Annotated in this window: 15 protein-coding genes; 2 read left to right on the top strand and 13 right to left on the bottom strand. The window is 28.6% G+C overall.

The window, feature by feature from the left end:
* Position 1 precedes the first annotated feature (1 nt).
* The 13 genes from MPAN_RS03050 to rdgB all read right to left on the bottom strand — a co-directional run bounded on the left by MPAN_RS03050 (position 2) and on the right by rdgB (position 15,032).
* Positions 2–2,176 (bottom strand): Z1 domain-containing protein, encoded by a 2,175-nt coding sequence (locus tag MPAN_RS03050; protein ID WP_176238546.1) that lies wholly within the window; start codon positions 2,174–2,176, stop codon positions 2–4.
* Between the two features lie 5 nt (positions 2,177–2,181).
* Positions 2,182–4,242, bottom strand: coding sequence for an ATP-binding protein (locus tag MPAN_RS03045; RefSeq protein ID WP_176238545.1), 2,061 nt, complete (start codon positions 4,240–4,242; stop codon positions 2,182–2,184).
* A 2-nt stretch (positions 4,243–4,244) separates the two neighbouring features.
* Positions 4,245–5,423: a DNA cytosine methyltransferase gene (locus MPAN_RS03040; RefSeq protein WP_176238544.1), complete on the bottom strand. Its 1,179-nt coding sequence runs from the start codon at positions 5,421–5,423 to the stop codon at positions 4,245–4,247.
* 786 nt (positions 5,424–6,209) lie between these two features.
* Positions 6,210–6,668, bottom strand: a complete 459-nt coding sequence (locus MPAN_RS03035) for an epoxyqueuosine reductase QueH (RefSeq protein ID WP_176238543.1) — start codon at positions 6,666–6,668, stop codon at positions 6,210–6,212.
* Entirely contained in the window at positions 6,665–7,666 is a 1,002-nt protein-coding gene (locus tag MPAN_RS03030; protein WP_176238542.1) for an NADH:flavin oxidoreductase/NADH oxidase, read from the bottom strand. The genes MPAN_RS03035 and MPAN_RS03030 overlap by 4 nt, the downstream gene beginning before the upstream one ends.
* Positions 7,667–7,769: 103 nt before the next feature.
* Complete coding sequence (locus MPAN_RS03025; RefSeq protein ID WP_176238541.1) at positions 7,770–8,057, bottom strand: hypothetical protein; 288 nt, start codon at positions 8,055–8,057, stop codon at positions 7,770–7,772.
* A gap of 91 nt (positions 8,058–8,148) precedes the next feature.
* Positions 8,149–8,346: a hypothetical protein gene (locus MPAN_RS03020; RefSeq protein WP_176238540.1), complete on the bottom strand. Its 198-nt coding sequence runs from the start codon at positions 8,344–8,346 to the stop codon at positions 8,149–8,151.
* 253 nt (positions 8,347–8,599) lie between these two features.
* Positions 8,600–9,040, bottom strand: coding sequence for a GNAT family N-acetyltransferase (locus MPAN_RS03015; RefSeq protein ID WP_176238539.1), 441 nt, complete (start codon positions 9,038–9,040; stop codon positions 8,600–8,602).
* A gap of 49 nt (positions 9,041–9,089) precedes the next feature.
* Entirely contained in the window at positions 9,090–10,154 is a 1,065-nt protein-coding gene (locus MPAN_RS03010) for a hypothetical protein (RefSeq protein WP_176238538.1), read from the bottom strand.
* Positions 10,151–13,150, bottom strand: a complete 3,000-nt coding sequence (locus MPAN_RS03005) for an EAL domain-containing protein (protein ID WP_176238537.1) — start codon at positions 13,148–13,150, stop codon at positions 10,151–10,153. Before MPAN_RS03005 ends, MPAN_RS03010 begins: the two co-directional genes overlap by 4 nt.
* A gap of 4 nt (positions 13,151–13,154) precedes the next feature.
* Positions 13,155–14,030, bottom strand: a complete 876-nt coding sequence (locus MPAN_RS03000; RefSeq protein ID WP_176238536.1) for a choline kinase family protein — start codon at positions 14,028–14,030, stop codon at positions 13,155–13,157.
* Positions 14,027–14,467: a metallophosphoesterase family protein gene (locus tag MPAN_RS02995; protein ID WP_176238535.1), complete on the bottom strand. Its 441-nt coding sequence runs from the start codon at positions 14,465–14,467 to the stop codon at positions 14,027–14,029. The genes MPAN_RS03000 and MPAN_RS02995 overlap by 4 nt, the downstream gene beginning before the upstream one ends.
* Complete coding sequence (gene rdgB / locus MPAN_RS02990; protein ID WP_231756807.1) at positions 14,445–15,032, bottom strand: RdgB/HAM1 family non-canonical purine NTP pyrophosphatase; 588 nt, start codon at positions 15,030–15,032, stop codon at positions 14,445–14,447. Before rdgB ends, MPAN_RS02995 begins: the two co-directional genes overlap by 23 nt.
* A 103-nt stretch (positions 15,033–15,135) precedes the next feature.
* On the opposite strand from rdgB, the gene MPAN_RS02985 reads away from it, so the two are divergent.
* Together MPAN_RS02985 and MPAN_RS02980 are read left to right on the top strand one after the other, a co-directional pair.
* Complete coding sequence (locus tag MPAN_RS02985) at positions 15,136–16,317, top strand: CPBP family intramembrane glutamic endopeptidase (RefSeq protein ID WP_176238533.1); 1,182 nt, start codon at positions 15,136–15,138, stop codon at positions 16,315–16,317.
* 120 nt (positions 16,318–16,437) lie between these two features.
* Positions 16,438–16,947 (top strand): DUF134 domain-containing protein, encoded by a 510-nt coding sequence (locus tag MPAN_RS02980; protein ID WP_176238532.1) that lies wholly within the window; start codon positions 16,438–16,440, stop codon positions 16,945–16,947.
* Positions 16,948–17,232: the final 285 nt, after the last annotated feature.

Here is a 17,232-nt window from a genome sequence, read left to right as displayed (position 1 = left end):
ATTATACCCTCTGAATAAATCCTTGCGGCTTTATTTTTGTGTTGTTTATTGCTAAAAACAGTATCTTGTTTCCTCCGTACAATTCAACACCTTTTGTATCTTTTATTTTTGTGAAGTGTATTTGAACATGATCAAACTCACTAAAATGATATAAATCACCTAAATAATCTCCAGATTGTGAAGCACCACTAAGTACATTTCCTGAGTAAACTGATCTATCCGTAAAAACACTATCTCTAGATAGAGTATATCCCTTACTATCATCATAGAGGTTTTTCATAAGAATTAATTTAATCCTTTTTGCAGAATTAAATAGGATAATCAGACTTTCATATAATCGTTCATTAATAATATAGATCTCTGGATTATCAATATAATCTTTCAATATTCTATAAAATTCCGAAGATTCTACATCATAAACTGGAATATCTTTAATAGTTTTTTCAAATTTTTGCTTTTTTAAAAATTTATAAATTTTGTTATTTATATTATCATGTATTTTATAATCAGACAAATATGCAAATTTTCTCTGTTGCATAAAATTTGAAGTATTGCTTCTTTTTAGCGACCCTTTTAAAATTACATTTCTTCTAGTTAAATCTAATTTATCACTAATTTTTACTGGTAATTTACTCTCTCTTAAATCAATATTGTTTTCAATACAGTACTTAATTTCATCATACAACGATGTATCATGATGATATATTCCATTAAATTCTTTTTGTATTCCCCCAGTTGTAAATATTTTTATTAATTTCAAGATTTTCTCACGATAACCAAACCATCTTGCTCTTTGTAAAATTGTATCAATGTTACCTCTGCCATCAATTCTATCTCGAGTGATGAATGAAACAGTTAAGTCTATAATGGTAATACCACGACCTAACATGTTACCCCCAATTAATATTCCACATTTGCTTTTTTGAAAATCTTCGTATTCTAGTTGTTCGTCTGAATTAATAATTGAAATATTGTTTACATCTATTTCGCTATTATAAAAACATGCTAGTACATCGTTAAATCCCAAAAGAAAGTCCTCGCATTTAAAACCAAACTTTTCCTCTATTTGAAACTCTACATAATATCTGCGAATATAATTAGTAATCTTTTCGACCATAACATCCAATGTACCAAATTTATAATAATTAGCTACTTCTCTTAAATCGGTTTCCAAAATAGTGCTTAGTTCTTTGTAATCCTTTATGTGCACAGACTTCAAATGTGAGTTATGGATTAACATCCAGTTTTTATTGTTTTTGTATTTTTCAGTATTATGAAACTCGGTCTCATATACTGTAAACATATAATAGATTAACGCTTTTCTTAATTCTTCCTCATACTGCTTTTTGTTTCCGGTTACAAATGATATATATTCATCATTAGAATGGAAAGTCTCTAAGCCGCAATAACCTTTCCCTGGTTCTACCAATTCTACAAATTCAGGTGCTAGATGATTAAATTTATTAATAAAAACGTTGGCTTGAGGTGTTGCTGTAACGCTCAACAATGAAATTTTTTTACTTATCTCGGTTATTTCTTTAACAAGTTTAAATATAGTGCTCTCTTTATGCTGATTTACCTTAGTATTAGGCGTGAATTGATCTCCTTCATCATCGATAATCAATATTCGTTTATCAGTAAATTCTTTAACTATTTCAAAAACCTTCAGTAAGTGGTCATCTTCTTTTAAAACCGAAATCATTACTCCACCATTTACATTTTCATTTTTAAGCGTCATGAAAACACTTTTTATATCATCAATTGTATTTAATACCGAATCTTTGATATTCGAAGTGTCATAGAAAAATAAATCTCTCCTTGAAAGTCTAAACGCTTTTTGCAATCTTTTTTTATTCTGAATAAGCAAATTTGTTGTTACTCCGGATAAAAATATAACTAAATCAAAACCATTATCTATTGCGCAAGCTGCGGTACAAAGAAAATAAGTTGTTTTTCCGGATTGAACTCTCCCAAAAGCTAAACCACTTTTCGTATATTTAGTTTCTTCATCGTTCGACAGAGTAAATCGAGATATAGTATTCATTGCCGAATCTACAATTTTTTGATACTCATAGATCTTCCCTTCAAGGTTATCTCTTATAAAATTACCAAGTATTTTTCCTTTGGTTACTTGAGCAACTGAATATGAATCTATTACGGGTAACATTTCATTCATCTAAATCAACCTCTATTCGAAATAAATTTATTTATAAGACTTCTGAATCTAAGAATAATAATATGCTCTTCTCCTAAATTAACCTCTGAAGTAACAATTGCAAGCGCTATATTAGTAATAATATATTTAAAGTCTTGATTATTTGAAAATTTCGCAAACAAATCGTGAACAATATTAATTCTAACCACTTTATCACAAATTTTTTGCTCATCTTCTTGCGGATTAGAAACTGAGATGAAATTACCAGAATTAGTGAATAGTACTTTGTATTTAATTCCGTCAAATTTAAAAATCTCTTCTGATGCTTTTTCTATAGTTTTGGACTCTAATATTTTTTCTGCTTCTTCATTATTTATAGATTTATGATTTGAAATAAGTTCTTTTTCAATAATCCCTTGAATTTGATTATCTTTATGATATTTATCAATGCTTTCAAGTTCCTCTGACGTCTTCGCAATCTGTTCATTATTAATCTCTTTAATAACCGCTGTTGGATCAGAATTTTTCACTTCAAATCCTTCAGGTAATCTATCATTTTTATTGAATTTTTGAATTATGTATTTCAAATCTAGAATTCTTTCATTAATAGCTTTAAAAACTTTTTCTTGAAGATCCTCTGACCATGAAAAACTATCTTTGGATTGCGTTACTGGAATATCATCTAAATCAACCTCACCAAATAATCTTTGGGATTCAAATGAGTTGGGTGCACCAAAAATAATATCTGGTTTTAAGAATTCTCCAACTCGTCCTTCTATAACTCTGCCTCGTCTGTATAACACTAAACCAGCATTAGAAGCTCCAGTATTATTCAAAAAGCCAATAATTACTCTGATATGATGAAATACTCCATTATGTTCTACATGGAACTTTTCTTTTTTGTATAAAGTGTGTTTACTATTTAAATTTATCAAAAACTCATATTCTTGGTTCTTATTTCTGAATTCTTTAAGATATATGAACATTTTCTTGAAAATTGTTGAATACTTTTGTGTCTCTGCTTCTAGTTCTTTACCATTAAAATATATTTTTACTGGACGATCTTTATCTTTAGAATTGACTCCCAAAATATCTCGTCTGTATATGGTGCTCAATTCTTTGATTATTCTACCAATTGTTCTACCACCCGTTATTTCTCTATCTTGGTAAATTTTAGAAATAATTATTGTAGTTCCATGTATCGATTCCGGTACTTTGCTTTTTTTAATTTTCATCTCTTTTGGTTTAATAGCATCCAAAACATCAGTGTCTAAAGTCAGTCGATACTTATTTGAACTACCATACTCAGTAGATTCAACAGTTAAACATTTCCCAAACCAAAAAGCAGCAGTTTTTAATCCCATGCCAAACTCGTTTCTGCCACTCTTATCGATCGGAGCATCTTTCAATCTGAAAGCACGTTTAAAGTCACCCAATTCCATACCAAAAGCATTATCTTTTATTGTTATTAAGTGATTAGATTTATCATAATCAATATATATTTGTAATGTATCAAACGATTCTAGTCCATTTAGAATTTCTTGATGATTTTTTTCAAAATAACTTGCTGTAGAATTATCAACAAATTCACCTAAGGCATTCCATACTTTGTAACTAAAATTTTTGAAATAACTATAAATATCTGACTCTGGTTGAATATTAATAGTAGTATCCATATCAACTTTATCAACCCTATTAAATAAGTGAAATAATCTTGCCTTATATTGCATACTGCTGAAATTTACAGAACCAGGCTCTCCAAAGTCACTCTTTTTAAATTTTAAACTTTTGTTGCCATTGAGTAGGTTTTCATCTTCTAGCGATTCTGAAAATTCTGCAACTAAACATGAAGTTTGTTCAGGGTATAATACCCAAAGTATAGGTTTTTCCTCTTCATTTCCTAAATATAATCTAATTAATGATTGCATCACTTTATTTCCGACTTGTATCCGTAAATTATCAGGTTCATTGTTGACTTCGCTTGCAAAAGTGATGTAATAATTATGACCGTCAATATAAAAGTATTCAGCTGTCTTTTTATAGATTATATTAAACATACTTAATATTTTTTCTATGTCGCGTACCATGTCTATACCTCCAGTAATCTTTTTGCAATGTATTCAACCACTCCAACATTAACTGTATTCCCAAATTGCTTATATGCCTGTGTATCAATGTTGGAAATTTTGAATGAATCTGGAAAACTTTGAAGTCTCGCACATTCTCTTGGTGTTAATTTACGATAATTATTTTGATAATATATAATAGGAATTTGAGAGATTGCTACCAAAGCAGGTATAAATGTTGGTCTTTTTGCTCTAAGACCCGATGGCCTGAATTGTAATATCGTTTCATTTAGCCGTGTACAATCTTCTTGGCACTGCCATTCTAACTTTTGAAATGTTGGTTTTAAGTTCCAAAAATCATATTTTTGTGCCCATTTATCAATATATGTCTTATATTCTTGATAAAATTCTTGATTTCTTGAAATTATTCTTAATTTCCATTCTGGTGCCTGTTCTGGGTTATTAGACGGATAATGAAAATAATTCCCCCATACAGGAAAGGATGGCTTGAACTCAATATTATCTAAAAATTCTTGCCACATTTCTATTAATTTTACCTTGTTGTCATCTAAATTATATTGTTGGTCAACTTCTATCTCTAATATATTACTATCAAACAAATTTGAATTATTTTTGTTTTTTTTAGTGAACTCAATATTTGGCAATTTAACATTATAACTTTCATGAATTCCATATATATAGACTCGATCGCGTGATTGAGGTATTGGTATCTCTAGATCTGTAGGACTCATTATCATTGGGTAATCATGAATGATGTATCCTAACTCTTTTAAAATTCGAATAATAGTGTTCCATGTATCTTGTTTATCATGTGTTGTTAAATTCTTAACATTTTCCAGCAAAACATATTTTATTGGTTTATGATTATTAACAAAATGACTAAGTATTTCTTTGATGTTGAAAAATAGGGTTCCTTTTGTGTTGTCATTAAATCCATTTTGCAACCCTGCCTTTGAAAAAGATTGGCACGGAAATCCACCTGCAAGAAGATCAGCGTATGGAATTTTATTCAAATCTATTTTTGTGATATCCCCATGAACTTCCATTTGGAAATTATTCTTATACACCTCTACGGCATTTTGATCGATTTCAGAAGCAAAAACACACTCTCCACCAAGTTTTTTTAATGCTATATGAAATCCACCTATTCCCGAGAATAAATCGATAAAAGTAAATGCCATAAGACTCCTCCTTAAAATTATATTGAAAATAATATTTTATAATTATTATGATTATTTATTAAAAACTAATACTTTCTCGAATACATTCACTTAATTTTTTTAAAATATACAAAACATCTCTTATTGATCTTGCTTTTCTCCATAAAATGTCTCAAAATAGAATAGAAACTTATGGTTTTTTTAATATTGATTGTTACCATTTTTCCCCACATTTGTATAAAAGAAAATATATACTTAAAACGCTTGTTAATTAAAACAATTATATCATGAATGGTCTACTAGAACAAAAAGAACCTAATTTAAGCTTTGTGAATTGCAAGATTAACACCATTCCAATTGCTATATTATCATTTACTGAGTTTACAATAGCATCAACTTTTATTATTGTTATATCTCTTCTTATGATTTGAAAAGACATTAAATCCCCCTAAATAGATATACAATCTATATTTATTATAGCATGTATAAATGTCTAATCTATTTCAAATTTTATTCAATATTAAGCATTTATGATGATTCCTTGAGTTTTGGATCTTTTATAACGTTTTATAATATGAGAATATTCACTTATGTAGATGCAGTAATGGATATCTAGATGATCTTATAAAAATTTTATGTACTTCAAATTAAAAAAAAACCGACCCTATCGATCGATTGCATTCTAAAAAAGACTCTTTAAGTTCACTATAAAATGAACGTTTTATTGAATTTGTAATCAGTTTCAAACTTTTTTCTTGTTGCATATCTATCTGACCTATAACCTTCTTAGATTAAAGACAGGGTTTTTTAATATAATCCCAATTCCTCGATCATCTCTTGACCCTCGAGAAACCCCTCCCTAAAATCTTCATCATAAAATGGTATATCAAACATCTTGCTATATTTATGTCCAATTTCTAAAATCTTCTCATGATCTAAATCTAGATTGCAAAGTAAACTTGTAGAAACTGCATCATATCCTAAATCTTTACCTAATTCAAATGTTCTTTTAATTCTTAAATCATATCTTGTTAAATCCAATTCTTCTAAACTATCAACCTCAACAACCAAATCAGGATAATAAAATACATTGAATTGTTTTATTTCTGAAAACTTAATAACACTATCTGCTCTCTTCTCAAACTCGACATCAGTATGAATATTTGGATTATAATATAATCCACACACTTCATTGCCCTCATCCATTAATTTAGTAATTGGGTAAGCAGCGCATCTTGCGCAGCACATATGCATTAAAATTTTCATGCTTTTGCTCTTTTATAGTATTTAGGATATGGCATATCTTCTCCTAAATTTTCTGCGTGATTTATAATATAAAATGGTTCTCTTAAAAGTAATCTACCAAAGTAAACTAAATCACATGATCCATCAATTATTGCTTTATCTGCCATCTCTAAATTAGTGATTAATCCTCCACCAATTGTAACAATACCAGTTTTTGAACGAATCGTTTTAGCAAAATCTAATTGATATCCAGGAAATAACTTAATTTCTTGTTCACTAACATTACCACCACTTGATATATTAGCTATATCAAGACCCAATGGTTTTAATTCATTAATTAAATCAGCTATCCATTCTGGAGTAATACCCTCTTCAACATATTCAGAAGCACTAAATCTAATTGCTAAAGGTTTTTCTTCAGGCCATTCTTCTCTTACTGCTACAACAACTTCTTTTATTAATTTTTTTCTATCTCCATATTCATCTTTTCTCTTGTTTGTATTAGGTGATAAAAATTCACATAATAAATACCCATGAGCTGCATGAATTTCTAAATAATCATATCCAGCTTCATTTGCTCTTCTTGCTGCTTGTTTAAAATCTTCAATCACTTTTTTTATATCTTTTATTGTCATTTTTTTTGGAATATGATATTTAAAATTAAATTGAATTGCACTAGGTGCAAGAGGACGGTCAGCTATACCTTTTCTTCCAGCATGATTTATTTGTATGCCCATTTTAGTATCGTTTTTATGAACTCCATCAACAATCATCTTTAATTGTTCAACATGATTATCTCTCCAAATGCCTAAATCTTTTGGTGAAATACGACCATTTTGATCTATTGCTGTTGCTTCTTGAATGATTAATCCAACTCCACCCATAGATCTTGATACATAATGAACCATATGGAAATATTCAGCATATCCAAACTCTTCAGCCATATACATGCACATCGGTGCAAGCACAGTTCTGTTTTTTAATGTCATATTCTTTATTGTTAATTCTTTAAATAACATGTCTATCCTCCTGTAGATTGCTCATATAAATATATTTTAACATGAATATCTTTCTTATCTACTTCATTTTATAGAATTTTCCAATAATGCTTTACTTACTGATTTATTTTTCGGGTTTTTTCATACTTTTATTCAATTCTTCCCATTTATCTTTGATTTTCACTTGATTTGTTGAATCAAAAAAAATATAACGTTGGATCAATAATGCAGTAATTAAAATCAAAGGAATCACTGGTGTGCCTGGTCCAAACCAAAAAAGTAACACAAACGAGCCTACTCCAATGAGCCATGCGTTACCAGATAAAGTGCCTATAATGAAAAACAATAAAGCCCAACCATGAAAAATCATATAAGAGATAAATAAAGAAATCATACCTCTAATGGTTTTCATTGTTTTTATAACTTCCCATACCATAACGAAAAAGGTTTCCCAAAATAATTTAAATCTTCTCATCAGATTAAAAAAATAAACACTTATGTGTTTATTTTTTGTGTACCTCTGGTTTTAAAATATGTTGATCAATTGCTTCTGGATAAGGAAAAGCTTCTTCCCGCATTCTTCTAAATAGAACATAAATTAGTCCACGTTCTGTATCAATACGTGTAATAACACCAAAACCTTTTTCATTTTCAACTTTAACTTTTTCACCAATTAAATATGTTTCGTTACTCCAAGCCATATATTTCACCTCTTACCTTAACTATTATAACATAATATTTAAATTTTACTCTACTTTTTGGGTCGATATGCTTTTAGTATTGAGCCAATTAAATAAACTTTTTCTTAACACTCTAAATCTAATAATACTTTATTTAGATATATCCGCAAGTTATAGAAAATAAATACAACTATTTTCACCGGAATCTACTTACCTTTGATAACCTATAATTGTAGTCAAGAGTGCCATTTTGATATCTATATCAAAAAAACTTCTAATCACTAACATGGTATTCCATCAAGACTTCACCATCTTCAATTTTACCAGTATATTTAAACCCTACTTTTTGATAAAGCTTAGATGGTCCATAATTATTTGTCTGATGTGACATATGAATCACTTTTGCACCTTGTTTTTTAAGAAAGTCTATTGCTAAAAGCAATGCTTGTTCTCCATATCCTTTACCTTGGAATTGTTTTCCAATCATTATTCTCCAAATATCATAAAAATTTTCTTTTTTGTCAAATTGAAGCAAAATAAACCCAACCACTTCATCCTCATCACATATAGCAAAAGCTCTACATACGTCTCTGCATGCATAGGCTTGTGCAAGGGATTCTAAATTGGTAGCAATCACTTCTTTTTGTTTCTCTGTTAGTTCAAGTCTTACAACCCTGCCGTAATTTTCTTTATTAATGTCTTGTAATCTAACCATGATGTTGCTCCTAACTTAAACCTTTATATTTATATCTATCAATTACACTCTACTTTTTAGGTCGATATGCTTTAAGTATTGAGCCAATCAAATAAACTTTTTCTTTACTATCTGATTCTTTTATATACTGAAGCAAATGATATACTTCTTTTGGCGGATTTAAACTCATCAAAGCAATCAAATCACTTTGATGCAATGGATGATTAAAATCGTGAATATTAGAAATCAATTTTAAAGCATCTTTTTCATGTTTGCGCATGAATTTATAAAAATCACTAATGACTTCAGGTAGCGCAGTATATAAATCCGCGCCTTTTCTATGTTCCATATCAAGTGCCATATCATACATCTTAGATACTTGTACTTTAGAGATATATAAAATGATACGATTGATTTTTTCATCTGTCTCGTGCCAGTCTATTAAAGTCTTTAATAAACTTGCTCTCCAAAAGAATCTATGTTTAGATTCTTGATTGACCTTATATTCTTCTCTAAATAAAAGTTCTACCTCATTTAATATATCTAAATTAAGTGTTTCATATAAACTATATAGTTTTTCTGGAATATTTGTCTTTGTTTCACTATGAATTAAATATTGATAAATATCATTTAAGATGATATCTTTTTCTTTTTCATAATTTTCTAATAATTCTTTAAAATAAACTTCTTTTTCTCTAACTTCAACTTTATTTTTTAAATAAATATAAGTATCATATACAATTTTATCTTTACTCATCGGTTCTGTCTTTAAAATAGAAAATCCTGTACCCCCATCAAAGTAGGTTCTATGTGTAGGATGTCCGACAATATCATTTCTAATATATTTTAGTTCATGTAAAATTGGATTTGAGTTGATATTGATATGATATTTATATTGAGTCAATCCAATAGCTAAATCATATAATGCATCAATAGCAACAAATAATCCCTGCAATAAACCAAACACATCAAGTAGTATAGCTCCTTTTGTATCTTGAGGCTCATCTAGATATCTTTTAATCATAAGATCTACATTTTCTATCATCTCAAAAGAACTCATCGCTCGATAAGTATTACTATTTTTTTCATCTTTATTTAATTTGTTGACATAATCTTTTAGCTTTTTAAGACTCATAGGTTTTCCTTTATTTTTCGAATTAATATAGGAGCTGGTAATTCTTTATACAAACTACCTTCAATATATGAAATACCTAAACGCTCTAGCATTTCTTTTTGATCCTTTGTTTTTACATTTCTAACAACAACTGCCATATGATAAGCTTCAAGCATGATTTTCATTTGACTGATATAGCTTTGCCACTTGATACTATCTCTTTTCATATCAATATGAAGGGCGTGAAAAGGGTAATTTAAAGCCATATTCACCGATGTTGTATCTAAACTTATACCATGATCAATAAGTTCTTGTATTTGTGTTGCATAGTGATTTGGACGAAGGTCCATATCACATTTAAGTCTTAAAAACTCATATGGAATATGTCTCTCTTTTAGAGTTCCTAAAAGGAATGAATTAAACTTAGGATCTAAAAATGTTTGTCTAGATATCGGTATCGTGATCTTTATTAATCGCTCTGTTTGTTTTTCTAATTCAACTAAAAAATCACAAACTTGTTCAATATGAAAATGTTCTAAATCAACTAATCTATTTCTCTTTTCTGCAATCTTAAGTAAATACTTACTATCGATTGCAAGATTAGTTAAAATAATCTCACTTTCGTATTGCCAAACAAAGTTCTTTTTAATATCAATCATTTGATTAAATAATAACCCAATATTCTTTTCTTCAATCGCAACATTCAAGTGATCCATCACTTGTTGTTCAAACAATTCATTTTCATAATCACGATATACAAAGTATGCGTATTTGATGTCATCTTCTCTTTTTGCTTTTTGTACAGATATATCTAAAAACTTATATAATTTATCTTTATCTTTTTCTACTGTAACAACAGGATATCTAATGATACCCATAAATGCGCTAAATTTCTCATAAGGGAGAACTTGTGACACATAAGACTCAATGTACTTGTAATAGTCTTTAACAATCTTAGAAGTTGCTCTAATGTCATTAAAAGGCAAGACGACAAAGATTTGATTGAAATCAAAACGGAAAGTCAATCCATCATTAAAGAATTTTTTAGTGACTTGTGCAAATTCTTTAAAATATTTTAATGATTGATCATTGCCATAGATATGTTTTAAACTCATATCTAGCTCAATTAAATATAAACTATCCTTTTGCTCTAATATTTCATCAATCTCTTTATTAAGTGCGTATATATTAGATAGATTTGTTTCTGGATCAATGGTTGCTTGATCCACTAATTTTTTAGCTTCTTTTACATCATCGGTTTGATCAAAAAATAAACTCATAATAAAGACCTCATCTCCTACTTTTAAACTATAAAGCTTTTCTAAGATGTGTCGTTCTTGATATGTGTAAACCATATGTTTCTCTTCATTTGGATGAATAAATAAATATGATATTAAATCTTTATAAGGATTAACAAACTCATAAGATATATCTCTTAAAAATAATTCTAAATGGTGATGCTTATCAATACCAAACAAGATTTGTGCCGGATCATTATAAGTTGATCTGGTTTCTGTTAATTCTCTATAACATATGATTGGTGAATTTAAGACATTTGAGTAAAACTTATTTTCATATTTGATACGATTCATTTTTTTCTCATCAACTACATGAGTAAATAATATTGCACTTATCAATTTAAATAAATCATAATAGGTTTGAGGATCTTTTATATCTTCATCTAGGTGAACAATAAAAACCCCTAAATCAAATATAGGAAATGCATAAATAAATGAAATGTCATCTGTATAATCTTTTTGTGTGATGATGTTTTTTGTCCATTTAATAGTTTTAGAACTTTCATAGATCTCATCACCTGTATACATGACATGTTCTACTAAAGTATCAAGTGTGTCTTGTTTTTGAATTGTTTTATCATAAAGTCTTTCTTTTTTATAAAAGAAAAAATTATTATCTTCTTGTTCAAGATATACTACATATTCTTTTGGTTTAATAAATTTATCTAGATGTATAAAAAACAATCTAAAAAACTCACGTAAACTTAATTTTTCATCTAAGGTATGAGAGTATTCAATTAAATCATGACTAATTTCTAAAAATCTTAAAATATTTGTAGGTTTTAATCTTGTTTCTTCTTTTTTTTCAATGATTACGATATCTTGATTTTTTGTGTCTTTTTTTAAGTCTTCTTGTTTAGTTAATTTATCTATTGCTCTAGTTATTTTTTTTAGTTTAGCTTTATAAATATCAATTGAAGGCTTATGTCCTAGTTTAGTGTAAAGTTCTACAATTAACTCATATGCTTCTTTTCTATAAGATTCACTTTGTGCATCAATAAGTTCTTCATATTCTGCTTCTAAAATTGATGCTTTATGATAGTCTTCAAGCTTAAGATAAATTTCTAATAATTTTAAAATGAGTTTTTCATCATCTTTATGCAATTGATGTTCGTTATACGCTTTAGTTTTTGCTTCATCCAAGCGATTTAGCTGTATGAGCAAATAAAGCTCATCAATAAAATAAAGTGTCTTTAAATCGTAATTATATAACTCATAAAGGCTATTTAAAGCCATTTCATATTGATGGTCTTTCTTATAAATCATAAACACTTCTTCTAAGCAATATATTTTTATATCATCTGGAATCATATCTTGAAGTATTTTTAATAGATCATCTAAATAAGGTTCATTTAATGCTTTTTTTAATTTAATTTCATCTAAAAAGCCTAAATATTGCTTAATAATAGGTAGAACTTCTTTTCTTATTTCAATATATTTTTTAGCTTCTTCTAATTTGTTTAAATGTATCGATGCGTCAATCATATGTACAAGGATTTTTTCATAATACATAGTTTCACTTTGTGTTTTAATTTCTTCTAAAACAATTTTAGCTTCATCATAGACTATGTCAAAAAGAGATAACTCAATAGAGATATCAAAATAGTAATTGTATGCAGCTTGATAGTCAAGATGGGATAAAGATTGATTTAGATAATCTTTAATAATCGAAAGACTATGGGGCTGTTTTGGAAGTTTTAAAACATCAGCTAAACGCATGCAATCATCCCTTAGTTATTTCCTTATAAAGTGTCTCTGCTAGATTTAGGTATTTAATAGATAGTGCTTTAAAATCAAAATGAAGAACTTCTGATAGACCAACCATTTCTTTTCTTAAAGCAACTTGGTGCCACTGGAGGGCTTGAAACATTCTATAAAAACGAACCATATCTTGTTCTTTTTTGGTTGCTTTTTTCTCTAAATATACATCTAATAATTCTAATGCATCTTCAAATTTAACATTTCCAAAACTTGCAATATCATAATAGAATTCATTTGATCCAGCAAACTCCCAATCTAAAAGATAGATTTGGTCTTTTGCAATCACGATATTTGATCGTTGTGCATCATTATGACAAAATACTTTTGGCATATGTAATCTTTCATTTAAATAAATGTTTACCCATTTATCTTTTAAATCAAGATATAGATCTGATCGGATATCTGTATATGTTTCATACAAGTTTAATCTTTCAATCAATCCATAATCTGATTCTGGAGAAATATCAGAATGATGTAGTTTCTTTAAGGTCTCAGCAACATCATTTAAATATGGATGATAGTCGACTGTAGATAAAACTGTACCTTCTATATATTTAGCAGCTTTTTCACCAGTTTTTACATCAAAATAAACTGTTTCGTTATTGATATGCAAATCTTCTATTCTCTTTAAATTTTCGAATTCTGATTCTCTACTTACAAATAGATTTCCATCCTTACCAATGACTCTATAAGTATATAGCGTATTAGCTATTTCTATAACATAAGTTAAATGACTCATACCACCTAATAATCGGTATTTAACATTTACCTCTTCTTCTTTAACCTTAAATGCATGTGCAGCTTTTTCTTTGATTAGTTTTTCGTTTTGATCTATCATAATGTATAAAAAGTGATTTGACCCTCATCATAAATAGCATAGCTTTTATGATAATCACCTAACGCTCCTGGATTCAGTATAGTTATTTGTGGATCTATTTTCAAATATTTTTGATGTGTATGGCCAAATATAACCAAATTTGATTCGTGTATCTGAGCATTTAATAAGAGTTTATCTAATCCGTATTTAACATGCTCTTTATGTCCATGTGTTAAGTATATTTTAACACCATTTAAATCAAGAACTCTAAATAAAGGTTCAGATGAGAAAAAATCATTATTTCCTTTAACTAAAATGATATGATATTTTTCATATACGATCGGATCTAAGCAGATATCTCCTGCATTTAAATGATAATCTATGTCTTTATGCTTTTTAACGACTTCTTTTAATCTTTCTTCATTCCCATGGATATCACTTGTGATTAATAATTTCATGAAGATCCTCCTTAACTTTTTTTAAGGCAATCGCTCGATGAGATATTTCATTTTTAATATGTGATCCTAAATTTGCAAATGATTGATCATATCCTTTAGGATAAAAAATAGGATCATATCCAAATGCTTTAATATCCTCAAATTCATATCCAATTGTGCCATAAACAACACCTTTATAAGTCTTATATGTGCAATCTGGATAATAAAGCGCAACGACAGATGTAAAATAGGCTTCTCTATCTTTAACGCCTTCTAATGCTTTTAATAGTTTTATATTGTTATCTACGTCATTACCGTTTGCGTATCTTTTAGAATGTATACCAGGTTTACCATCAAGAGCTACAACTGAAAGACCAGAATCATCAGATATCGCAGGCATTCTATATTTTTTAGCAAAATATTTAGCTTTTAATATAGCGTTTTTTGTAAATGTATGTTCAGTCTCTTCGACTTCAAAAGTATCATTTAAGTCTTTTAGAGATATCAATGTGATATCCGTATCTTTAAAAATTTCTTTGAACTCTTTTATCTTATGTTCATTATGGCTTGCTATTAAGATTTTCATCATTAACACCTCATCACTTTGCTTACTTATATATTATCACATTTTTTATCACAAATGTATGAAATAAAGCCATTTTACGTTATAATGGTTTTGGGTGAGGATAATGAACGAAAATAATGAAATCATAGAATTTGAAAATTTATTCAAAGAAGAAATAAAAGAGAGAAATGAACCACCAAAACCAAGAGATAAAAAAAATTATGCGTATGCTATTTTAACTTATCTTTTAGTTATGTTTGTGTTAAATGCACTACTACTAGTCGCATTTTCAAATATCCCTGGTGCAATTAAAGAATATAGCAAAGATGAAATCGTATTAGAAAATCTACTTATGGATGTATCTGGTATCACTTTAATGGATCCTGACACATATACTTTATATGAAGAATCATATAGTGGTTATTTAGGAATCCTAGGAACTGCTACTGATGGAACGCTTAATCATCTTGTTATTTTTAATGCATCTAATCCATATATTGATGGACTTCTTGTCACTTGGAATTATGATCACACTGTAGTTACTGGATATAATGAAACATTGTTTTTTTCTATCTATTATAATGATGATACTCAACTTAATTATTGGGATACCGATGAAACTTTAGAAATTACAAGATATCAGACTGATGATCAAGTTCTACCTAACTACTTTTTAACCGATGATATCCAAATCATTGATTATACTGCATCTAGTCTAACACCATTTTATCAATCACTATATCAAATTTTAATATATGCGATTTTGCTTGTGTTATTATTACGTTTCTTAATAAGTGATTTGAAATATGACTTTAAACGTTTTAAATTGGTAAAAAATCAATGGCTTGTTATTATTGTAACTGGTTATCTATATGTCTTATTAGGAAATTATTTATCTGGTTTTATATCAGAACTTTTAAGTAATGCATTTGCTACTCCTATTAGTGAGTCCGTCAATCAGATGACTATTGTTAGAATGCTTAACTCAGATGGTGTTATATTTATCGTCTTGTCAGCTGTTATCATTGGACCAATAGTTGAAGAACTTGTATTTAGAAAATCAATTTTCGGATTAATCAATAATCAAAAATTAGCCTTAGTGGTTTCTGCAGTTGTTTTTGGAGCAATTCATTTAACTGCTGAAGCTTCCTTAGCATCAGCATTAATCAATGGAGTCAGCTACTTCACAATGGGTGCAATATTCGGATATATTTATCTTAAGAATAACAAGAATATTATGGCCCCAATAGTGGTTCATATATTGGTAAATTTAATTAGTGTTGTTGCAAGTATATTCCTATTTTAATTAAATATTAATGAGATGTTAGTTAAAAATAAAAACTAGCATCTTTTTTTATACTTTGTTATTGACATATGTCAATAATATGATACAATTATGGTAGTAAAATGCGAAAGGAAATAAAATATGCCAAGACCACAAAAATTAAAAACTGTATGCTGTGCAACAGAATTTTATTATGGACATCCTAAAAAACATAAAGAAACCATACAAATCACCATGGAGCAATTTGAAACTATTCGCTTAATTGATTATGAAAACCTTAATCAAGATGAAGCTTCTAAATTAATGAATGTTGCAAGAACAACCGTTCAAGCGCTCTATGATCAAGCAAGAACTTTAATCGCAACTGCTTTAATAGAAAGCAAAGGCATTCAAGTTGGTGGCGGTCATTACGAGTTATGTGATGAAGATGCACATAAAGATAGAAAAGGTTGTATGAAGGGTTATGGTCAGGGTGAAGGTCATGGACATGGAGATGGACATTGTCATGAAGATGGCGAAGGTCATGAACATGGTCATGGACACAAAGATGGTCATGGACACGGAGACGGTCACGGTCATAAAGATGGACATGGAAAAGGACATTGTCATGATCATGAGCATGAAGAAGAAAAAGAGAGCGATAAAGCTTAACAAAAAAAATAGATGAGTTATTCTTCTACTCATTTTAGATAAAATTTAGTTCTAAATCCTAAAATCCAAGCATTATAGTTTTTCTTAATTACAAGTTTACCCAATAAAAAGGATGTCTAATGTTTAAACTGATAAGCATTTTTGCTAAAAGTTTAAAAGATATCACTTGGGGGGGATTTATTGGTTTTAATATAGTTGAATATCTTGCGATTTTCTAAGCAGATACTCATCTAATAAATATGACATCTCCTATTGCTTATCTAGTTGTTAACGCGACTTGACTAG

The sequence above is a fragment of the Mariniplasma anaerobium genome, assembly GCF_016865445.1.
Classification (GTDB): Bacteria; Bacillota_I; Bacilli_A; order Acholeplasmatales; family Acholeplasmataceae; genus Mariniplasma; species Mariniplasma anaerobium.
This window is presented reverse-complemented; position numbering and strand designations above follow the sequence as displayed.